This window comes from Kitasatospora sp. NPDC008050 (assembly GCF_042957465.1).
GTDB lineage: Bacteria > Actinomycetota > Actinomycetes > Streptomycetales > Streptomycetaceae > Kitasatospora.
Genome location: NZ_JBIBIJ010000029.1, coordinates 1 through 16,283 on the forward strand (window position 1 = coordinate 1; position 16,283 = coordinate 16,283).

13 protein-coding genes and 1 pseudogene are annotated in these 16,283 nt (G+C 72.5%); 9 read left to right on the forward strand and 5 right to left on the reverse strand.

What is annotated here, in order from left to right:
• Window positions 1–229 precede the first annotated feature (229 nt).
• From ACFZB9_RS34725 to ACFZB9_RS34740, 4 genes are all read left to right on the forward strand, one after another.
• Entirely contained in the window at window positions 230–1,717 is a 1,488-nt protein-coding gene (locus tag ACFZB9_RS34725) for an MFS transporter (RefSeq protein ID WP_391453870.1), read from the forward strand.
• The gene (locus tag ACFZB9_RS34730; protein WP_391453871.1) at window positions 1,714–2,379 is read left to right on the forward strand and encodes a TetR/AcrR family transcriptional regulator; all 666 of its coding nucleotides are present in this window, start codon (window positions 1,714–1,716) and stop codon (window positions 2,377–2,379) included. The genes ACFZB9_RS34725 and ACFZB9_RS34730 overlap by 4 nt, the downstream gene beginning before the upstream one ends.
• A 133-nt stretch (window positions 2,380–2,512) precedes the next feature.
• Window positions 2,513–3,403 (forward strand): hypothetical protein, encoded by an 891-nt coding sequence (locus tag ACFZB9_RS34735; protein ID WP_391453873.1) that lies wholly within the window; start codon window positions 2,513–2,515, stop codon window positions 3,401–3,403.
• Between the two features lie 227 nt (window positions 3,404–3,630).
• A complete protein-coding gene (locus tag ACFZB9_RS34740; RefSeq protein WP_391453874.1) occupies window positions 3,631–4,959 on the forward strand; it encodes a TolB family protein in 1,329 nt (442 codons plus the stop codon).
• A gap of 44 nt (window positions 4,960–5,003) precedes the next feature.
• Here ACFZB9_RS34740 and ACFZB9_RS34745 read toward each other — a convergent pair whose 3' ends face one another.
• The 4 genes and pseudogenes from ACFZB9_RS34745 to ACFZB9_RS34760 all read right to left on the reverse strand — a co-directional run bounded on the left by ACFZB9_RS34745 (window position 5,004) and on the right by ACFZB9_RS34760 (window position 10,202).
• Window positions 5,004–5,552: a hypothetical protein gene (locus ACFZB9_RS34745; protein ID WP_391453876.1), complete on the reverse strand. Its 549-nt coding sequence runs from the start codon at window positions 5,550–5,552 to the stop codon at window positions 5,004–5,006.
• Window positions 5,553–5,605: 53 nt separating this feature from the next.
• Window positions 5,606–6,652, reverse strand: a complete 1,047-nt coding sequence (locus ACFZB9_RS34750) for a fatty acid desaturase family protein (protein ID WP_391453877.1) — start codon at window positions 6,650–6,652, stop codon at window positions 5,606–5,608.
• 711 nt (window positions 6,653–7,363) lie between these two features.
• A pseudogene (locus tag ACFZB9_RS34755) lies at window positions 7,364–9,295 on the reverse strand (APC family permease); the annotation flags it as partial.
• 256 nt (window positions 9,296–9,551) lie between these two features.
• Complete coding sequence (locus tag ACFZB9_RS34760) at window positions 9,552–10,202, reverse strand: RraA family protein (protein ID WP_391453879.1); 651 nt, start codon at window positions 10,200–10,202, stop codon at window positions 9,552–9,554.
• Window positions 10,203–10,304: 102 nt separating this feature from the next.
• Here ACFZB9_RS34760 and ACFZB9_RS34765 point away from each other — a divergent pair, with 102 nt between their 5' ends.
• Both ACFZB9_RS34765 and ACFZB9_RS34770 read left to right on the forward strand, forming a co-directional pair.
• Entirely contained in the window at window positions 10,305–11,021 is a 717-nt protein-coding gene (locus ACFZB9_RS34765; RefSeq protein WP_391453881.1) for an ArsR/SmtB family transcription factor, read from the forward strand.
• The gene (locus tag ACFZB9_RS34770; RefSeq protein WP_391453882.1) at window positions 11,018–12,331 is read left to right on the forward strand and encodes an MFS transporter; all 1,314 of its coding nucleotides are present in this window, start codon (window positions 11,018–11,020) and stop codon (window positions 12,329–12,331) included. Before ACFZB9_RS34765 ends, ACFZB9_RS34770 begins: the two co-directional genes overlap by 4 nt.
• Window positions 12,332–12,499: 168 nt before the next feature.
• On the opposite strand, the gene ACFZB9_RS34775 is transcribed toward ACFZB9_RS34770, so the two are convergent.
• On the reverse strand, window positions 12,500–12,949 hold the full coding sequence (locus tag ACFZB9_RS34775; RefSeq protein WP_391453883.1) for a subtilase-type protease inhibitor: 450 nt from the start codon (window positions 12,947–12,949) through the stop codon (window positions 12,500–12,502).
• Between the two features lie 579 nt (window positions 12,950–13,528).
• On the opposite strand from ACFZB9_RS34775, the gene ACFZB9_RS34780 reads away from it, so the two are divergent.
• From ACFZB9_RS34780 to ACFZB9_RS34790, 3 genes are all read left to right on the forward strand, one after another.
• Entirely contained in the window at window positions 13,529–14,527 is a 999-nt protein-coding gene (locus tag ACFZB9_RS34780) for a hypothetical protein (RefSeq protein WP_391453884.1), read from the forward strand.
• Between the two features lie 114 nt (window positions 14,528–14,641).
• A complete protein-coding gene (locus tag ACFZB9_RS34785; protein WP_391453885.1) occupies window positions 14,642–15,223 on the forward strand; it encodes a SigE family RNA polymerase sigma factor in 582 nt (193 codons plus the stop codon).
• Window positions 15,223–15,933, forward strand: coding sequence for a PASTA domain-containing protein (locus tag ACFZB9_RS34790; RefSeq protein ID WP_391453886.1), 711 nt, complete (start codon window positions 15,223–15,225; stop codon window positions 15,931–15,933). Before ACFZB9_RS34785 ends, ACFZB9_RS34790 begins: the two co-directional genes overlap by 1 nt.
• The last annotated feature ends 350 nt before the right edge of the window (window positions 15,934–16,283 follow it).

Genomic DNA, 16,283 nt, shown 5'->3' on the forward strand with positions numbered 1-16,283 from the left:
CGCGTGCAACCGGCTGAAAGCCATACCCGGTGTCCCTGGGCCTCAGGACCATACGACTGGCCCCTCTGCCACACCAACAACGTAGGACCGGCTGATTGAACGACTGAGCGGCCGAGTCAGGAGAGGTGTGGGCCCCGATGCGGAGTAGGTTCTCCGCTTCTGCTAGCTTCCTTGAGCCTGCTTATGCGGAGTCGAATCTCCGGTTCCTACCCACCTGGGGCCCACACCTATGGCTCGGACATCCACGGCGGCCACGGCTCAGACCAAGGCCCGCCCGCACTACAACGTCACCTTCGCCGTGCTGCTCCTCGGGGTCGCGGCGTACTCCCTGCTGCAGTCGCTGATCATCCCGGTGCTGGCGACGCTGATGCAGCACCTGCACACCAGTCAGTCCACGGCCACCTGGCTGATGACCGGCTACCTGCTGTCGGCCTCGGTCGCCACCCCGATCCTGGGGCGGATCGGCGACAAGGCCGGCAAGGAGCGGATGCTCGTGGTCACGCTGGTGGCGCTGACCGCGGGCTCGGCGCTGGCCGGCCTGTCCAACTCGATCGGCCTGATGATCGTCGCCCGGGTCATCCAGGGCCTGGGCGGCGGCGTGCTGCCGCTGGCCTTCGGCATCATCCGCGACGAGTTCCCCGCCGCCCGGGTGCGCGGCGCGGTGGGCGTCACCGCCGCGCTGACCGCCGTCGGCGGCGGGCTGGGCCTGCTGCTGGCCGGTCCGATCGTCGACCATCTGGACTACCACTGGCTGTTCTGGTTCCCGATGATCATGACGGCGATCGCCACCGTCGCCACCCTGCTGTTCGTCCCCGAGTCCCCCGTGCGCACCCCCGGGCGGATCAGCTGGGGCGCGGCGCTGCTGCTCTCCGTCTGGCTGGTCGCCCTGCTGCTCGCGGTCAGCGAGGGCCCGAGCTGGGGCTGGGGCTCGGGCCGGATCCTGGGCCTGTTCGCCGTCGCCGTGGTCTTCGCCGCGCTGTGGATCGTGGTCGAGCTGAAGTCCGAGGCACCGCTGATCGACATGCGGATGATGCGGATACCCGCCGTGTGGACCGCGAACCTGGTCGCACTGCTGTTCGGCGTCGTGATGTACACCGCGATGACCTTCCTGCCGCAGCTGGTCCAGACCCCCGCCGAGCTGGCCGGCTACGGCTTCAGCGCGAGCATCACCCAGTCGGGCGTCTACATGCTGCCGATGACGATCGGCATGTTCGTGCTCGGCGTGCTGACCGGTCCGCTGGCCGCGCGGTTCGGCTCCAAGCTGGTGCTGGTCGTCGGCGGCACCTTCACCATCCTGCCGTTCGCGCTGCTCTCACTGGCCCATGACCGGGGCTGGCAGATCTACCTGGCCTCCAGCCTGATGGGCATCGGCATGGGGCTGGCCTTCTCCTCGATGTCCTCGATCGTGGTCGAGGCGGTGCCGCCGGCGCAGACCGGCGTGGCCAGCGGCATGAACGCCAACATCCGCACCATCGGTGGCGCGATCGGCAGCAGCGTAGCGGCCAGTATCCTGGCCTCCGGGGTGACCGCCACCCACCCGTTCCCCCTGGACTCGGGCTACACCGGCACGTTCTGGTTCCTCACCGGGGCCGCGGTGCTCGCGGCGGTCGCCGCACTGCTCATCCCGACCCGGCACACGGGCCCGGCGGACGCCGAGCCGGAGCACCGGGCCGTACCGCATCAGGCACCCGGACCCGAGGGATCGACCGTCGCATGACCACCAGCCCCCCAGGCGGACCCGCACCGACCGGCAGCAAGGCGCTGCGCCGCGACGCGGCACAGAACCGGGAAAGGCTGCTGCGGGCCGCCTGGGAGGTCTTCGGCGAACTCGGCCCCGACGCCGGCGTCGAGGAGATCGCCCGGCGGGCCGGGGTCGGCATGGGCACGCTCTACCGGCGCTTCCCCACCAAGGACGCGCTGATCACCGCGCTGAACGACGAGTTCCTCGACCACCTGATCGACAGCACCCGCCAGGTGCTGGCCGAGGAACCGCCCGGCCAGGCCCTGGAGGCCGCGCTGTGGAACATGGGCCGGGCGATGGCCGCGCACTGCGGCTGCCTCTCGCGCCTGTGGCAGATGGCCCCGCCGGCCGCGGACACCCGCCGCACCGAGCTGTGGGCGCTGGCCGACGCGCTGCTGAAGCAGGCTCAGCAGGCCGGCACCGTCCGCGCGGACCTCACCCTGACCGACGTCTACCTCTGCGTGCTGTCGATGCGCGGCCTGATCGAGGACACCGTCGGCCGGGCCCCCGACGCCTGGCGCCGCTACCTCAGCGTGCACCTGGCCGGCTTCCGCCCCGCCGACCAGCCGCTGCCGTACCGGCCCGCGGACGACTCGCTGGTCGCCACCGGCGTGCCGCTGCGCTCGGCGCGCCGCTGAGCCACTGAGCCGCTGAGCCGCTGAGCCGCTGAGCCAGGCCTAGCCCGAACGGTCGCCTTCTGGCGCCATGGGTGCTCTGCCGGGCGCGGCGGGGGATGCTTCGCGCCGGTGACAACCCGTCGGAAGGATCTTCATGTTGGATCACGTGTTCACAAGGCTGGCGCGGACGGCGACCGTCTCGGCCCTCGCGCTGGCGACCAGCGTCGGCGCGAGCGGGGTGGCCGGCGCCGCCTCCCCCGAGGACCACCCCATCGAGGTGAGCATCGGCGCCTCCGGCCTGCAGGCCCCGGACACCGCGAAGGGCGGCCTGGTCAGCTTCCGGGTCAAGACGGACGACCCGAACGGCCGACAGCTCCAGTTGCTGCGCCCGCACGCCGGCGTGACGGCCGAACAGGTCTACCAGGACCTCGCGAAGGCCGTCAGCCCCGCACCGAGCACCGCGCGCGCCGGCATCCGGGCCGTGAACAAGGAGGCGGACCTGCTCGGCGGGGCGCTGGTCACCCCGCAGGTGCACGAGCAGTTCACCGAGGAGATCTCGCCCGGCCCGGTCTACCTGCTGGACCTCACCGCGCTGCGCAACGACCCGGCCCACCCGGTCGCCAAGCTGCTCACCCTGGCCGGCACCAACGGGCAGAGCGCCAACCAGGCCCGCTTCGACGACGGCATCGTGATCGAGCACGAACGGAGCTTCCAGACCGAGGACGTCGACCACGCGCACCTGGCCTACCTGGTGCACGACGAGTCCCAGCAGATCCACGAGATGGAGCTGCGGCCGATCGGCGCGGACACCACCGAGGAGCAGATCGGGCGGTACCTGCGGGAGGTCCAACGGGGCGGCTCCCCCAAGTCACCGTTCACCGGGCCGGCCACCGGGCTCGGCGCCATGTCCACCGACCACACCGCCTCGGTGCAGGCGCACGGCCTGCAGCCCGGGCGCTACGTGCTGCTCTGCATGGTGCCCGACGAGAGCACCGGCATCCCGCACGCGGTGCTGGGCATGCACAAGATCGTCACCCTGCAGTGACCCGGGCCCTGGCGAGCGGCTGAACTCCGGCACCGCAGCGGATCTCTGACTGACTGTCAAGCCATTGGCGGAGTAAGGACATTGTCTCCCGACCGGTTGACTGGGCGCACCGACAGCGCTTGGCTCTAGGCCGTGTCGCATAATTCCCGCCGGGCGAATTATGAGACACGGCCTATGCGTTCGTCCGGTCACCGGCCGTGGGGACGGCCGCTTCGGGAGGGGACCCCTTGTTCGGACTCCGTCGTGCCAGGATCCTGACCGCCACGGGCGCCTGCGCCGTCGCGGCCGTCCTCGCGGCCACCGGCGCCGCGCCCGCCTTCGCCGCCGCACCGCCGCCCGCACCGACCCAGGTCTGCCTGGCACCCGGGGGCGCCCAGCCCGACCAGCGCGTCGACCCGGACGCGCTGAGCGCGGACGGCCGCTACGCGCTGGTCGACTCGCTCGCCGACAACCTCACGGCCCTGGGCGGCAACGGCAACCAGGGCGTCTTCGTCTGCGACCTGCACAGCGGGCGGGTCGAGGAGGTGGACCTGAGCACCTCGGGCGGCCTGCCCGACTCCTACGGGAACGGCGGGGGGATCAGCGCCGACGGGCGCTACGTCGTCTTCAGCTCGACGGCCGACAACCTGACCCCGGGGGCCACCAAGGGCGTCGCCAACGTCTACCTGCGCGACCTGCGCACCCACCGCACCACGCTGGTCAGCACCGGCAGTGGCCGGCTGCCGCAGGTCGGCGGCAGCGACGAGCCGACCATCAGCGCGGACGGGCGCTACATCGCCTACCGCTCGACCCGTACCGACCTGGTCCCCGGCGACACCGACAACGCCGTCGACATCTTCGTCTTCGACCGCCGGACCGGCAGCACCGTGCGGGCCTCCGTGCACAGTGACGGCAGCCAGGCGAGCAACGGCTCGGTCGAACCGTCGATCAGCGCGGACGGCTCCCGGGTGTCCTTCATCTCGCTGGACCCGAGCCTGGCCGACCCCACCGGCGGGGCCCTGGTGCCGCACCGCGCACGGTTCTACCCGCTCTACGTCCACGACCTGCGCACCGGGCGCACCAGCGTGGCCAGCGTGGAGCCCGACGGCAGCACCGCCGCCGTCGGCCAGGGAGCGATCAGCGCCGACGGCCGCTACGCGGTGTTCACCTCGCTCGACAACGACTACCTCGCGCCGAGCCAGGTCATGGTGCGCGACCTGGAGCACGGCACCACCACGGTGGTCAGCGCGGCCCCGGGCGGCGCCCAGGGTGACCGGAGCTCCTTCATGATCGGGATGAGCGCGGACGACCGTCAGGTCCTCTTCACCTCCACCGCGGACAACCTGCTGCCCGGCACCGCCCCGGGAGCCTACGGCTACTACCGCTACGACCTGCGCACCCACACCACCGAGCGCCTGCTGCAGGTCGCCGACCCCTCGAACCTGGCCGAGGGCCTGCCGGCGGTCGTCGACGCCCGCGGGTGCACCCTGCTCTTCGGTGCGGACGGCAGCGAGCTGCTGCCGGGCGACACCGACCGGACGCCGGAGGCCTTCACCCTGCACCTGCCGAGGCACTGACGGGCACCTGCCGGGGCGCTGACGGCCCGGCAGTACCCGGCCCCTCAGAACGGCGGCGCGACGGTGCCGGCGCCGATCGCGGACTTCACGAACCCCGGCGCCCCGACGCCGAAGGCCGCGGCCAGCACGTAGCCCAGCGCCGCCTCCACCGGGGCGATCTGCGACTCGACGTCCCAGTCCGCGCCTGCCACCGTGCGCGGCGACAGGACGAACTCACCGATCCGGTGGTCGTCGCGGAGCAGCGTGCTGCGGTCGTCCGCGGTCGGCGTGAGCCGGTAGTACCGGCCGTCGTAACGGACGTCGACGCGGCGCGAGCGCCGGCTGACGAAGCCGAGGCCGGGGTCGACCGCCACCACGGCGCCGTCGATCACGAGCTCCAGCCGCGCGGGGGCCCGGGTGCCGATCGGGGACCGGCGGTCGGAGTCCGTGCCGGCGCTGCGCCGCAGGCTCACCGGCGGCAGCTTGGGACCGGTCACCGCCATACGGCCCTGCTCGGGATCCACGGTCAGCTCGACGATCCCGAAGCGGATGTCGTCGACCCGGGCTTCGGGGACGTGGGAGTCGGGTTCGGTGGGACGGCGCTCATCGTTCATGCCGCCAGTCTGCCAGCTGCCGCGATCGTGATCCGCGCAGGTCAGGCCCGAGTTCACTTCCGCAGCGGGGCGCCGACCTCGTGCATGTGACCGAAGGCCTGGCGGTAGGAGTCGAACAGCGAGGTCTCGGTGTAGGGGATGCCCACCGCCGCACAGTGCGCGCGGACCAGCGGCTGGGCCCGTCGCAGGTGCGGGCGCGGCATGTTGGGGAACAGGTGGTGCTCGATCTGGTAGTTGAGGCCGCCCAGGACCCAGTCGGTGACCAGCCCGCCACGCACGTTGCGCGAGGTGAGCACCTGGCGGCGCAGGTGGCCCCAGCCCTCGTCCTGCCCGTCGGGCATCTCCATCCCCTTGTGGTTGGGGGCGAAGGCCAGGCCGAGGTGCAGGCCGAACAGGGCGTGGTGCAGCAGGGCGAAGACCAGCGCGCGGCCCGGGGAGAAGACGGTCAGCAGCAGGCTCGCGTAGCCGACCAGGTGGAGCAGCAGGAGCAGACCCTCGACGGCGCGTTCCCGGGGTGCCTGGCGCTTGAGGTCCTGCAGGCCCGAGACCTTGAGCGCGATCCCCTCCAGCATCAGCATGGGCAGGAAGAGCCGGGCCTGGTTGCGGGTGAGCCAGCGGGCGAAGCCGGCCCGCTGCTCGGCCTGTCGCTGGGTCCAGACCATGGCGCCGACACCGACGTCCGGGTCCTTGTCGAGGTGGTTGGGATTGGCGTGATGGCGGTTGTGCTTGTCGTTCCACCAGCCGTAGCTCATGCCGAGCAGCAGGTTGGCGTGCAGCAACCCGAGCACCCGCCCGGACCGCCGGCCGCTGGTGATCTGGGCATGGCCCGCGTCGTGGCCGAGGAAGGCGGTGCGGGCCCAGCCGAGGGAGAGCGGCAGCGCCAGCAGCAGCCCCCACCAGCTGTCCCCGACCAGCAGCAGGCCGGTGACGGTGGCGGCCAGGGTGAGCGCGTTGACGGCGATGCAGAGCGCGTACCAGCCGGTCCGGCGCTCCAGCAGCCCCGCGTCCCGGACCGACCGCAGCAGTGGCGCGAACTCGCTGCCGGTGCGCGGCGGCGCGGTGGCCGTGGCGCCGGCGAGGGTGGTGCTGATCGGTGGCATGGCGTCTCCCCTGGGTCCTCGAACGGGCCCCGATGCCCCGTGCTGGATCGCCGGTGGGCCCCCGCCCCCGCAGTGACCTGCGCTGACACCATGAAACGTACGGATTCGCCACCCACCGCAGCCATGCGGCCACCACCCCGAAGCCGCAGGGGGGTTGCCACTACCGGAGGGTGGGGTTAACCACACCCCCCGCCGGGCGGGAGAAGGTCCGGGAACGACCGCGGCGGTACCGAGGGGACCTCGGTACCGCCGCCGACCGCGTGACGCGGTGAACTCTCAGCTCTCGACCGGGGCTTCGGCCTTGGGGAGCAGGGTGTAGGTCGGGTTGGCGATGGTCAGCCGCCCGTCCGTGTTGCCCACCATGCCTTCGGCGCGCAGCCGCACGCCGGGGCTGATGCCCGGCACGTCGCGGCGGCCGTAGAAGATCAGGGTGATGCCGCCGGTCTCGTCGTAGAGCCGGCACTCCAGGCGCGGCACGCCCGACACCGGGGTGAGGTTGACCGAGCGCACCTGGCCCTCGACGCCGGCCCGCTCGCGCCAGACCAGGTCGCGCATGTGGGTCAGGCCGTCGGTGCGCGGCGCGGGCACGGTGGCCCCGTCGAGCGGCGAGCAGTCGGCGGGCGGGGTCTGCAGGCCCTTGACGCCGCGCGATCCGCCGACGGCGGGGGCGGGCACGGCGGCGCCCTCCCGGGCCACGGTGCCCATGTCGTCGATGGCCTGGCTGACGTCGAACGGCACGATGGTGGCCGCCACGTTGGGCAGCCGGCTGGCCGCGCCGGCGATCCGGTCGCCGACCCGGGCGTGCAGCAGCCGGCCGATGAAGGTGCCGTACGCGCGGCGCGGGATCACCAGGGTGACCCGGGTGCGGCCGTCGGCGGTGGCCCGGGCGGCCAGCTCGGCGGTGGCCCGGCGCAGCCGGCGGTCCGGGCAGTCGACGATCTCCAGCGGGACGTCCGCGGCCCGGCTCTGCTCCCACTCGGCGCGCAGCCGCTCGGCGTGCCGGTCGTCGACCATGAAGTGCACCGCGCGCAGCTCGGTGGGCCGCAGACTGCGGCCGTGGTGCAGCGCCCGGATCGCGGACAGGTCGAGCCGGTCGACGAGCACGAAGACCGCGCTGCGGTCACGGTTGGGCAGGCTGGCGGAGGCCGGCGCGGCGGCCAGCGCGGCGCTCTCGGCGCGGTAGCGGGAGTTGGTGCGGATCAGCGCCCAGACGCCGATCGGGAAGATCACCACGACCGTCCAGGCGCCCTCGGTGAACTTGGTGACCGCGAAGATCACCACGACCGCGGCGGAGGCCACCGCGGCGGCCGCGTTCACCGCGACCTTCGCCGTGCGGTTCTTCTCCTGGCGGGTCCAGTGGTACTTCACCAGACCGCTCGCGGCCATCACGAAGCCGGTGAAGACGCCGATCGCGTAGAGCGACACCAGCCGGCTGAGGTCGCCGTCGGTGACCAGCAGCAGGACCAGCGACACACCGGTGAGCACGATGATGCCGTTGGAGAAGGCGAGGCGGTGGCCGCGGATGGTCAGCTGCCGGGGCAGGAAGGAGTCCTCGGCGACGAAGCTGGCCAGGAACGGGAAGCCGTTGAACGAGGTGTTGCCGCCGGTGTAGAGGATCAGCGCGGTGGCCACCTGGACGAAGGCGAACATCACCGAGCCGAAGCCGCTCTGGCCGAACACCAGGTGCGCCTCCTGGGCGAGCACGGTCGGGCTGCCGGAGGTGAACGGCACGGCGTGGGTCTTCCAGGCCAGCACGGAGACGCCGAGCACCAGGGCGCCGAGCGTGGCGCTCATGACCACCAGGGTGCGGCGGGCGTTGTTGCCCTGCGGCTCGCGGAAGGCGCTGACGCCGTTGGAGATGGCCTCCAGACCGGTCAGCGAGGAGCCGCCGTTGGCGAAGGCACGCGCCAGGACGAACATCGAGGCGAAGGTCATCAGGCTGCCGGACGAGTGGCCGATGTCGATCACGCCGGTGGCGTGCAGGTCGGCGTCGCTCAGGTGCGGCAGGGTGCCGGTGAACAGCCGGATGAGGCCGAAGACCACGGTCAGGCCGGTGGCCAGGATGAACAGGTAGGTGGGCAGCGAGAAGGCCTTGCCGGCCTCGCGGATGCCGCGCAGGTTGCCGTAGCAGAGCAGGCAGACCACGCCGAGGGTGATGTAGAGCTTCTCCGAGTCGATGTTCGTGTGGAACAACAGCTGGAGCAGTGAGGCCACCGCGTCGGTGCCGGCCGCCGTCTGCACGGCGACGGTGACGATGTAGTCGATCAGCAGCGCGACCGCGGCGACCTGGGCCACCCGCGGGCCGAAGTTCTCCCGGGCGACCACGTAGGAGCCACCGGCCCGGGTGTACGTCATGACGACGTCGCGGTAGGAGAGCGTGAGCAGGAGCAGCAGCGCGAGGATGACGCCGGTCACCGGCATCACCAGCGCGAAGCCCAGCACGCCGAAGGTGGGCACCAGCACGGTGAGCATCTGCTCGGTGCCGTAGGCGCTGGAGCTGATGCAGTCCGGGGCCAGCACACCGAGCGCGATCGGCTTCGACAGCTTCTCGTTGTGCAGCTCCGAGGTCACCAGGGGCGGCCCCAGCAGGACCTTCTTCACCCGGTAGCCAAGGGTCTCGGGCAGGTCGACCTCGGGAGGCATGACCTCGGGTCCGGCCGGCACGCCGGCGGGGCGCTGCGGCGCCGCGGTGGTGACATCGTCGATTTGCACCTGAACTGCTTAGCGCCTTCTTGACGCCAATAGCCAACCGCGGGAGCGCTCGCAGCTCGTTCTTGACGACTTCTTATCGTGTTCTTGTCGCCTGTGCGGACCGGCACCGCCCTACGCCCCCTACGGGCGGGCGGCCGGAGGGGTGAGAACGGCGAGGTTCCGGTGGCTGGGTCTTAACGGTCACCGGTCAGCCTTCGAAACCCTGGGCGCGCAGGATCGCGTCGATCCGGGCGCGATGGGCGGCCTGCCAGTCGTCGAGGGACACCCCGGCCTCCTGCGCCAGCTTCGCCCGGGCGTCGCGGAGCACCTGCTCCCGACGGTCCCGGGGCGTGACGACGACGCCCTCCTCGTCGGCCACCACGATGTCGCCGGGGCTCACCCGGACACCGCCGCAGCGCACCGGCACGTCGAGCGGCCGCACGGCCGCCTTGCTGCCGGGGATCGGGATCACGCCCCTGGCGAAGACCGGGAACCGCATCGCGCGCACCTCCGCGAGGTCGCGGATCACGCCGTCGAGCACGAAGGCCGCGATGCCGCGGCGCTGGGCGACGGCACAGACGTTGCCGCCGGCCAGCGCGTGGTCCAGGTCCCCGGATTCGACGACGACGACCGACCCGGGCCCCGCGCGGTGGATGGCCGCGTGCAGCATGAGGTTGTCGCCCGGCGGACACCGCACGGTGAACGCCGGCCCCGCCACCCGCGGGCTCCCCGACCACAGCGGACGGATGCCGATGTCCATCACCTGCTCGCGCCCCAGCAGGTCCGCCAGCGTGGTCGGCGGCACCTCCGCGAAGCCCGTCCACTCCTCGGTCACCCGTACGGAAATGTCATCTGTCATGCCCGTACCGTAGTCCGCCCGATGGCCACGGATGCAACACGGTTGACTGCGCAGAGTTATAGAGCTTGACTCTCACAATATCTGAGAGGAACCTCTCAGATCATGGATGCGAGCAGTCCCACGAATCAGCTGGGCGACATCGAGATCACCGATCCGCAGACGATGCGGGCGCTGGCGCACCCCGTGCGGCTGGCGATCCTGGAGCGCCTGCAGCGCCACGGCCCGGCGACCGCCACACAACTGGCCCCCGAGGTGGGCGCGACCCCGACCGTGACCAGCTGGCACCTGCGCCACCTGGCGGGCTTCGGCCTGGTCCGCGACGCCGAACCGGGCCCCGACCGCAGGCAGCGGCGCTGGCAGGCGGTGGCGCGCGGCTTCCGCTTCGAGGTCGGCGGCGACGACGAGGGGGCGGCGGCGGCCCGCGCGCTGTCCCAGCAGATGTTCCTGCGCTCCGGCGACCTGCCGAACCGCTGGATCACCGAGGTCGCCCCCGAGCTCGCCCCCGAGTGGCGACGGCTCGGCGGCCTGGCCAACACCCGCGTCGTACTCACCACCGAGGAGCTCGCCGAGCTCGGGGAGGCGATCGAGCGGCTGCTCGCGCCGTATGTGATGCGGGAGCCGGCCGAGCGGCCGGTGGGCAGTCGCGGGGTGCGGCTGATGCGGTACGTGCTGCCGGAGGCCTCGGACGCGGACGAGGGCGCACCGGCCGCGGGCGAGCAGGTCGCGGGCGCACCGGCCGCAAACGGGCAGGTCGCGGGCGAGCAGGTCGCAAACGGGCAGGTCGCGGGCGAGCAGGCGGACGGCGGTGGCGCGTCGTGAGCAGTGCCACCCGCCCCGCGCCCTCGGACGCCGCCTCTTCGCCCTCGGCGGGCCCGCTCTGGCGCGATCGGCGCTTCCGCCGCTTCTGGGCCGGCCAGTCGATCTCGCAGTTCGGCGACCGGATATCGGAGTTGGCACTGCCACTGATCGCCGTCGGCACCCTGCACGCCTCGGCCGGCCAGGTCGCCTCGCTGACCGCCGTGATCTGGACCCCGAACCTGCTCGCGGTCTTCCTCGGGGCCTGGGTCGACCAGCAGCGCCGCAAGCGCCGACTGATGGTGCTGGCCGACCTGGTGCGCGCGGCGGTCCTGGCCACGCTCCCGATCGCCTCCTTGACGGGGAAGGTGGCGATGGGTCAGCTCTATGCCGTGGCCGCGCTGACCGGTGCCGCGGGCGTGCTGTTCAACAATGCCTATCCCCCTTTCTTCACCCGTCTGGTGCCGCCCTACCGCTATCTCGACGCCAACAGCAGGCTCAGCGCGAGCCGTTCCGCCTCCTACGTCGCCGGTCCGGCGATCGGTGGCGCCCTGGTCCAGGCGCTGAGCGCCCCGGTCGCCGTCCTCGCCGACGCCCTGTCGTTCCTGGCCTCGGCGTTCCTGGTCGGACGGATCCCCATCGAGGAGCCGCCCCGCACGGCCGGGGAGACGGCGGAGCTCTCGATGCTCGGACGCGCCCGACAGGGGCTGGTGTTCATCGCCCGCCATCCGGTGCTGCGCGCCTGCCTCGGCTGCTGTGCGACCGTCAACTTCTTCACCTTCATCACGAGCGGACTGCTGGTGCTCTTTGCCGGCCGCACCCTCGGACTCTCCGCCGGCACCATCGGGCTGGCCCTCGGGGCCGGCGCCACCGGCGGCTTCCTCGGTGCGGTGCTCGCCCCACGGCTCTCGCGGCGGCTGGGCGTGGGGCGCGGCATCGCCCTGGGCACGGTGCTGTTCCCGGCGCCGATCGCCCTCGCGACCATCGCGAGCGGCCCGCTGCTCGCCCGGACGGGGGCGCTGGCCGCGGCGGAGTTCCTCTCGGGCGCCGGCCTGATGTTCTTCGACATCAACCTCAACTCCCTGCAGGCTGCCGTGATCCCCGACGGCCTGCGCAGCCGCGTCTCCGGCGCCTTCAGCACCGTCAACTACGGCATCCGTCCGCTTGGCGCCCTGCTCGGTGGCCTGCTCGCCACCGTCATAGGCGTCCGGGCGGCGCTGCTCATCGCGGCCGCGGGCGGCAGTCTCTCGCTGTTGTGGGTGCTGGCCTCGCCGATCCTGGGCATCCGGGACCTGCCGCAGCCCGCCGCAGCGCACCCGGCGCCGGAGGCCTGAGGCGGCCGCCCGGCGTGGGAGCACTGAGGCGGTGTCCGGCGCGGGAGGGCCGAGGCGGCGTCCGGCGCGGAGGGCCGCAAGCCACGGACGGCCCGGGTCCGACTCGGTGGTCGAGTCGGACCCGGGCCTTCGAAGTGCTGTGTCCGGTTGGCCAGTTGGTCTCGTCGGTCAGAAGTTGAATATCTGGCCGGTGGCCCGGATCGCGTTGCACTGGTTGGTGAAGGTCTGCTGGTAGGAGAGCGGTTGGCCGTTCCAGAAGCCCTGGGCGGCGGCCGTCACCGGCAGGTAGATCTCCGGGCAGGCGGTGTGGGCAGCCGGGAGGGCGGCGAAGTCGCCCTGGACACCGGTCAGTCCGGCGCAGGCCGCGGCCGCGTCGGGGTGGTCGCCACCGGAGGTGGGCTGACAGCTGAGCATCACGGTGTGCTCCCACTGGGCCACGCCCTGCCCGTTGGCACCGGTCAGGGTGAGCACCAGCGCGTCGGGGGCAGGGGTGGCGATGGTGGGCGCCGCCTGAGTGCGGACGCCGGGGGCCGCGGTCGCGGGGGCGGCGGTCGCCGCACCCAGCGCGAGGGTGGCGGCAGCGGCGAGGGCGGCGGCGAGGACGTTCTTGGTTCGCATGTCGAACTCCCTTGGTCGACTGAACGGACAGTGACCGCAGTATCACCACACGGAGTTGACATGCCCATAATCGATCAGCGCCGGACAGCCAGCGCCCGCCGCGCCAGATCGACCGAAACTCATCGCCACAACCGCCACAGTCGACTCGCCGGGCCCCACCCGACACCGGCCCCTGCGACGGCGGCGACCGCGCACGCGCCGTCTCCCCCGGGCCAAAGCCACCCCCGAACGGCCGAGACGGCCCCCTTGCGGGGCCGAAAAGCGGTGATCAAGGGCCGAAAATCACGGGCAGCAACAGAGCGGCAACCGAATGTTCACCTCCCGAAGACACCGCCGGGGCCCTGGCCGTCCGGACCGGGCCACCGGCGGTACGACCCGCAGCGATCGGAAACCGACAGCCCCAGGAACCGACTTCAGGAATCGGCTTCGGGAATCGGCTTCGGGAACTGGCTTCACGAACCGACGACGGCCAGAAGCTCAGACCGGTGCACGAGTAGTGACGGTGAGCGGCCGGCCGGCCGTCACCGGCGTGGTCGGCCGCGCCCGCGTGACACCGGCCAGGGCGGGTACGCGACAGGCATGGGCATTCTTCGCAGGAACCGCCGCCGCGGCCCGGAGGCCGGTCGCGCCGAGGGCACCGCGGACGGCCTCACCGACAGCCCCACTGGGGGCCCCACCGGCGACACCACCGAAGCGGAGCGACGGATCGCCGAGCTGACCGCCGAGCTGGCCACCCTGGACGCCGTCGCCGCGCCGACACCCGGCACAGGCCGGGCAGCCGAACAGGAATGGGGACCCGAGCAGGGACGGGCACCCGAACAGGAGCGGGCCCAGGCCCGGACCCGGGCCACGCTGGGCAGGGTCAGCCGGTCCCTCGCCGGCCGCACCGCCACGGCCTCCCACCGTGCCGCCGTCGGCAGCCGTTCGCTGGCCGACCGGCTGCTCGCCACCGCCCCGCGGATCCCGGTCCGCGACCTGGCCACGCTGCGCCGCCAGTTCCCGCAGGCCGCCACCCCCGAGGAGCTGGCCGACCGGCTGGCCACCGGAGCCGCCCGCGCCACCACCACGATCGGAGCCGGCGTCGGCGCGGCGGCCGTGGTGCCGACCGTGGCGGTGACCGCCGAGCTGGCGGCGGAACTGCTGGCGGTGGCGGCCGTGGAGGTCAAGCTGATCGCCGAACTGCACGAGGCCTACGGGCAGCCGGCCGTCGGCAGCCGCACCGAGCGGGCCACCGCCTACGTCGGCGCCTGGGCCGAGCGGCGCGGCATCGACAGCATCAGCCTGCTGCAGCCGAGCGGGCTGCTGACCATGGGCGCGGGCGCCCGGGTGCGCAGACAGGTCACCCGCCGGCTGACCCGCGGCTCGCTGCGCAAGCTGCCCTCGCTCACGCCTCTGCTGATCGGCTCGGCGCTCGGCGCGCAGCTGAACCGGCGCGACACCCGGCGGCTGGCCGCGCAGGTCCGGGCCGACCTGCGCGGGCGGGCGGCGCGGGCGCCGGGGTACTGGGAGGCCGCAGGCCCGGCCCGCTCCGCCGCGCCGTCGTCCGCGCGTGGGTCGAGCGGACCGGCCGACATGTGAGCCGCGTCACTTCTGCCGCTCCGGTGCAGCACAGCGCTTCGAGCCGCCGTCATGGGTGCGGAGACAACGGCTCGAAGAGGAGAGACCACGCGTGAACGCATCGGCGGACGGCTGGTGAGGCTGGGCAAGCGGGGCAGGCAGGCCCCACAGGTCGATTTCGTCCAATTCGTCGAGCAGCGCTCCGCGGCGCTGTTCCGCACGGCCTACATCCTGACCGGCAGTCAGCATGTGGCGGAGGACCTGTTGCAGGAGGCCCTGGAGAAGACCTGCCGGAACTGGCGGCGGGTGGCGGTCACGGACTCGCCGGAGGCCTACGTACGCCGGATCGTGGTCAACCTGGCCAACGACCGGTGGCGCGGGCTGCGGCGCCGGGGCGAGCGGGCGGAGCTGGTCGACCACGCGGATCCGCGCGACCCGTACCGGCTGGTGGACCTGCGCGAGGAACTGGTCCAGGCCCTGCACGCGCTGCCGATCGGCATGCGCACGGTCGTGGTGCTGCACTACCTCCACGACCTGGGCGACGAACAGATCGCCGACATCCTGCGTATCTCACCCAGCGCGGTGCGCTCCCAACTGGCCCGCGGTCTGGCCAAGTTGCGCAGCTCGGTACCGCGGAGCGAAGCACCGGCAGGGGATCTCGTGGACCGCTCAACCGCCAGAGGGCCCTTGGGGCCCGTCCAGTTCGAAGGTGCGTGATGACTCCGCTGCCCGCCGACGACCACCGCGATCGGGCCGATCGGCTCGTTCGCACCGACCCCACTCCCGACTCAGCGTTCGGAAAGGCACTCACCCAGGCCATGGACAACTTCGCGAACGAGGCACCGACGCCCGCCTTCGACGGCTCGGCCATCCTGCACCGCACCCGACGCCGGCGCGCCGTCCTCACGGTGGCCGCCTCGGCGGCGGCTGTCGCCCTCGCGGGCGGCACCGCCTTCGCGCTGCACGCCCCGAACCAGCCGCCGAGCCGGGCGGTGGCGGCCGTGGCCGGCCTCGGCGCCGACCACAGCCCGACGCCCTCGCCCGCGGCCTCGCCCACCGGCAACGGCAACGGCAACGGCAACGGCACACCCTCCCCCGTCACCTCGCCCACCGGCACACCCACCGGCACACCCACCGGCGATGCGCCCAGCCCGAGCCCGAGCATGGGCCACGGCACCCCCTCCGCCGGTCCCGACACCTCACCGCAACCGGGCCAGGCCGTCACCATCGTGCCCAACCTCGTCGGCCAGTCCCAGGCGGCGGCCGAGCAGGCCCTCATCGCATCCGGGCTGCTGGTCGGGCGCGTCCAGCCCTTCACCGACTGGCACGTCCCCGCCGGAGTGGTGATCAGCATGTCGCCTGCGGGCGGCACCCGGCTGCCGGCGGGGGCCACCGTCGACATCTTCGTCTCCACCGGCAAGCCCTGACCGTCCGTCCGCCACCTCGCCGCTCGCCCCGGACTGCCCCCGACCCTGGCCTGCCCAGGACCGGGGGCAGTCCGGGGGCAGGGGCAGTCCCGGGGGCAGTCCCAGGGCGGCCCCGACCAGGACGGATACGGAGGATATGACGGAGATCACAGCGATCTGTTGAACCTTTCCGGTCGAACGGTCAAGATCCCTGAGAACCCGACGGCGCACGACAGTTCCTGATCACAGCCATTCAGTAGCGATCAGACTGCGTAACAGGACATCAACAAGACGGCCAAACACGGTCTTTTTCCCTCGCCGGCCATGGTTAGACTGCTCGCCCGGTTGGCAACTCCAACCGATGCAGTGGG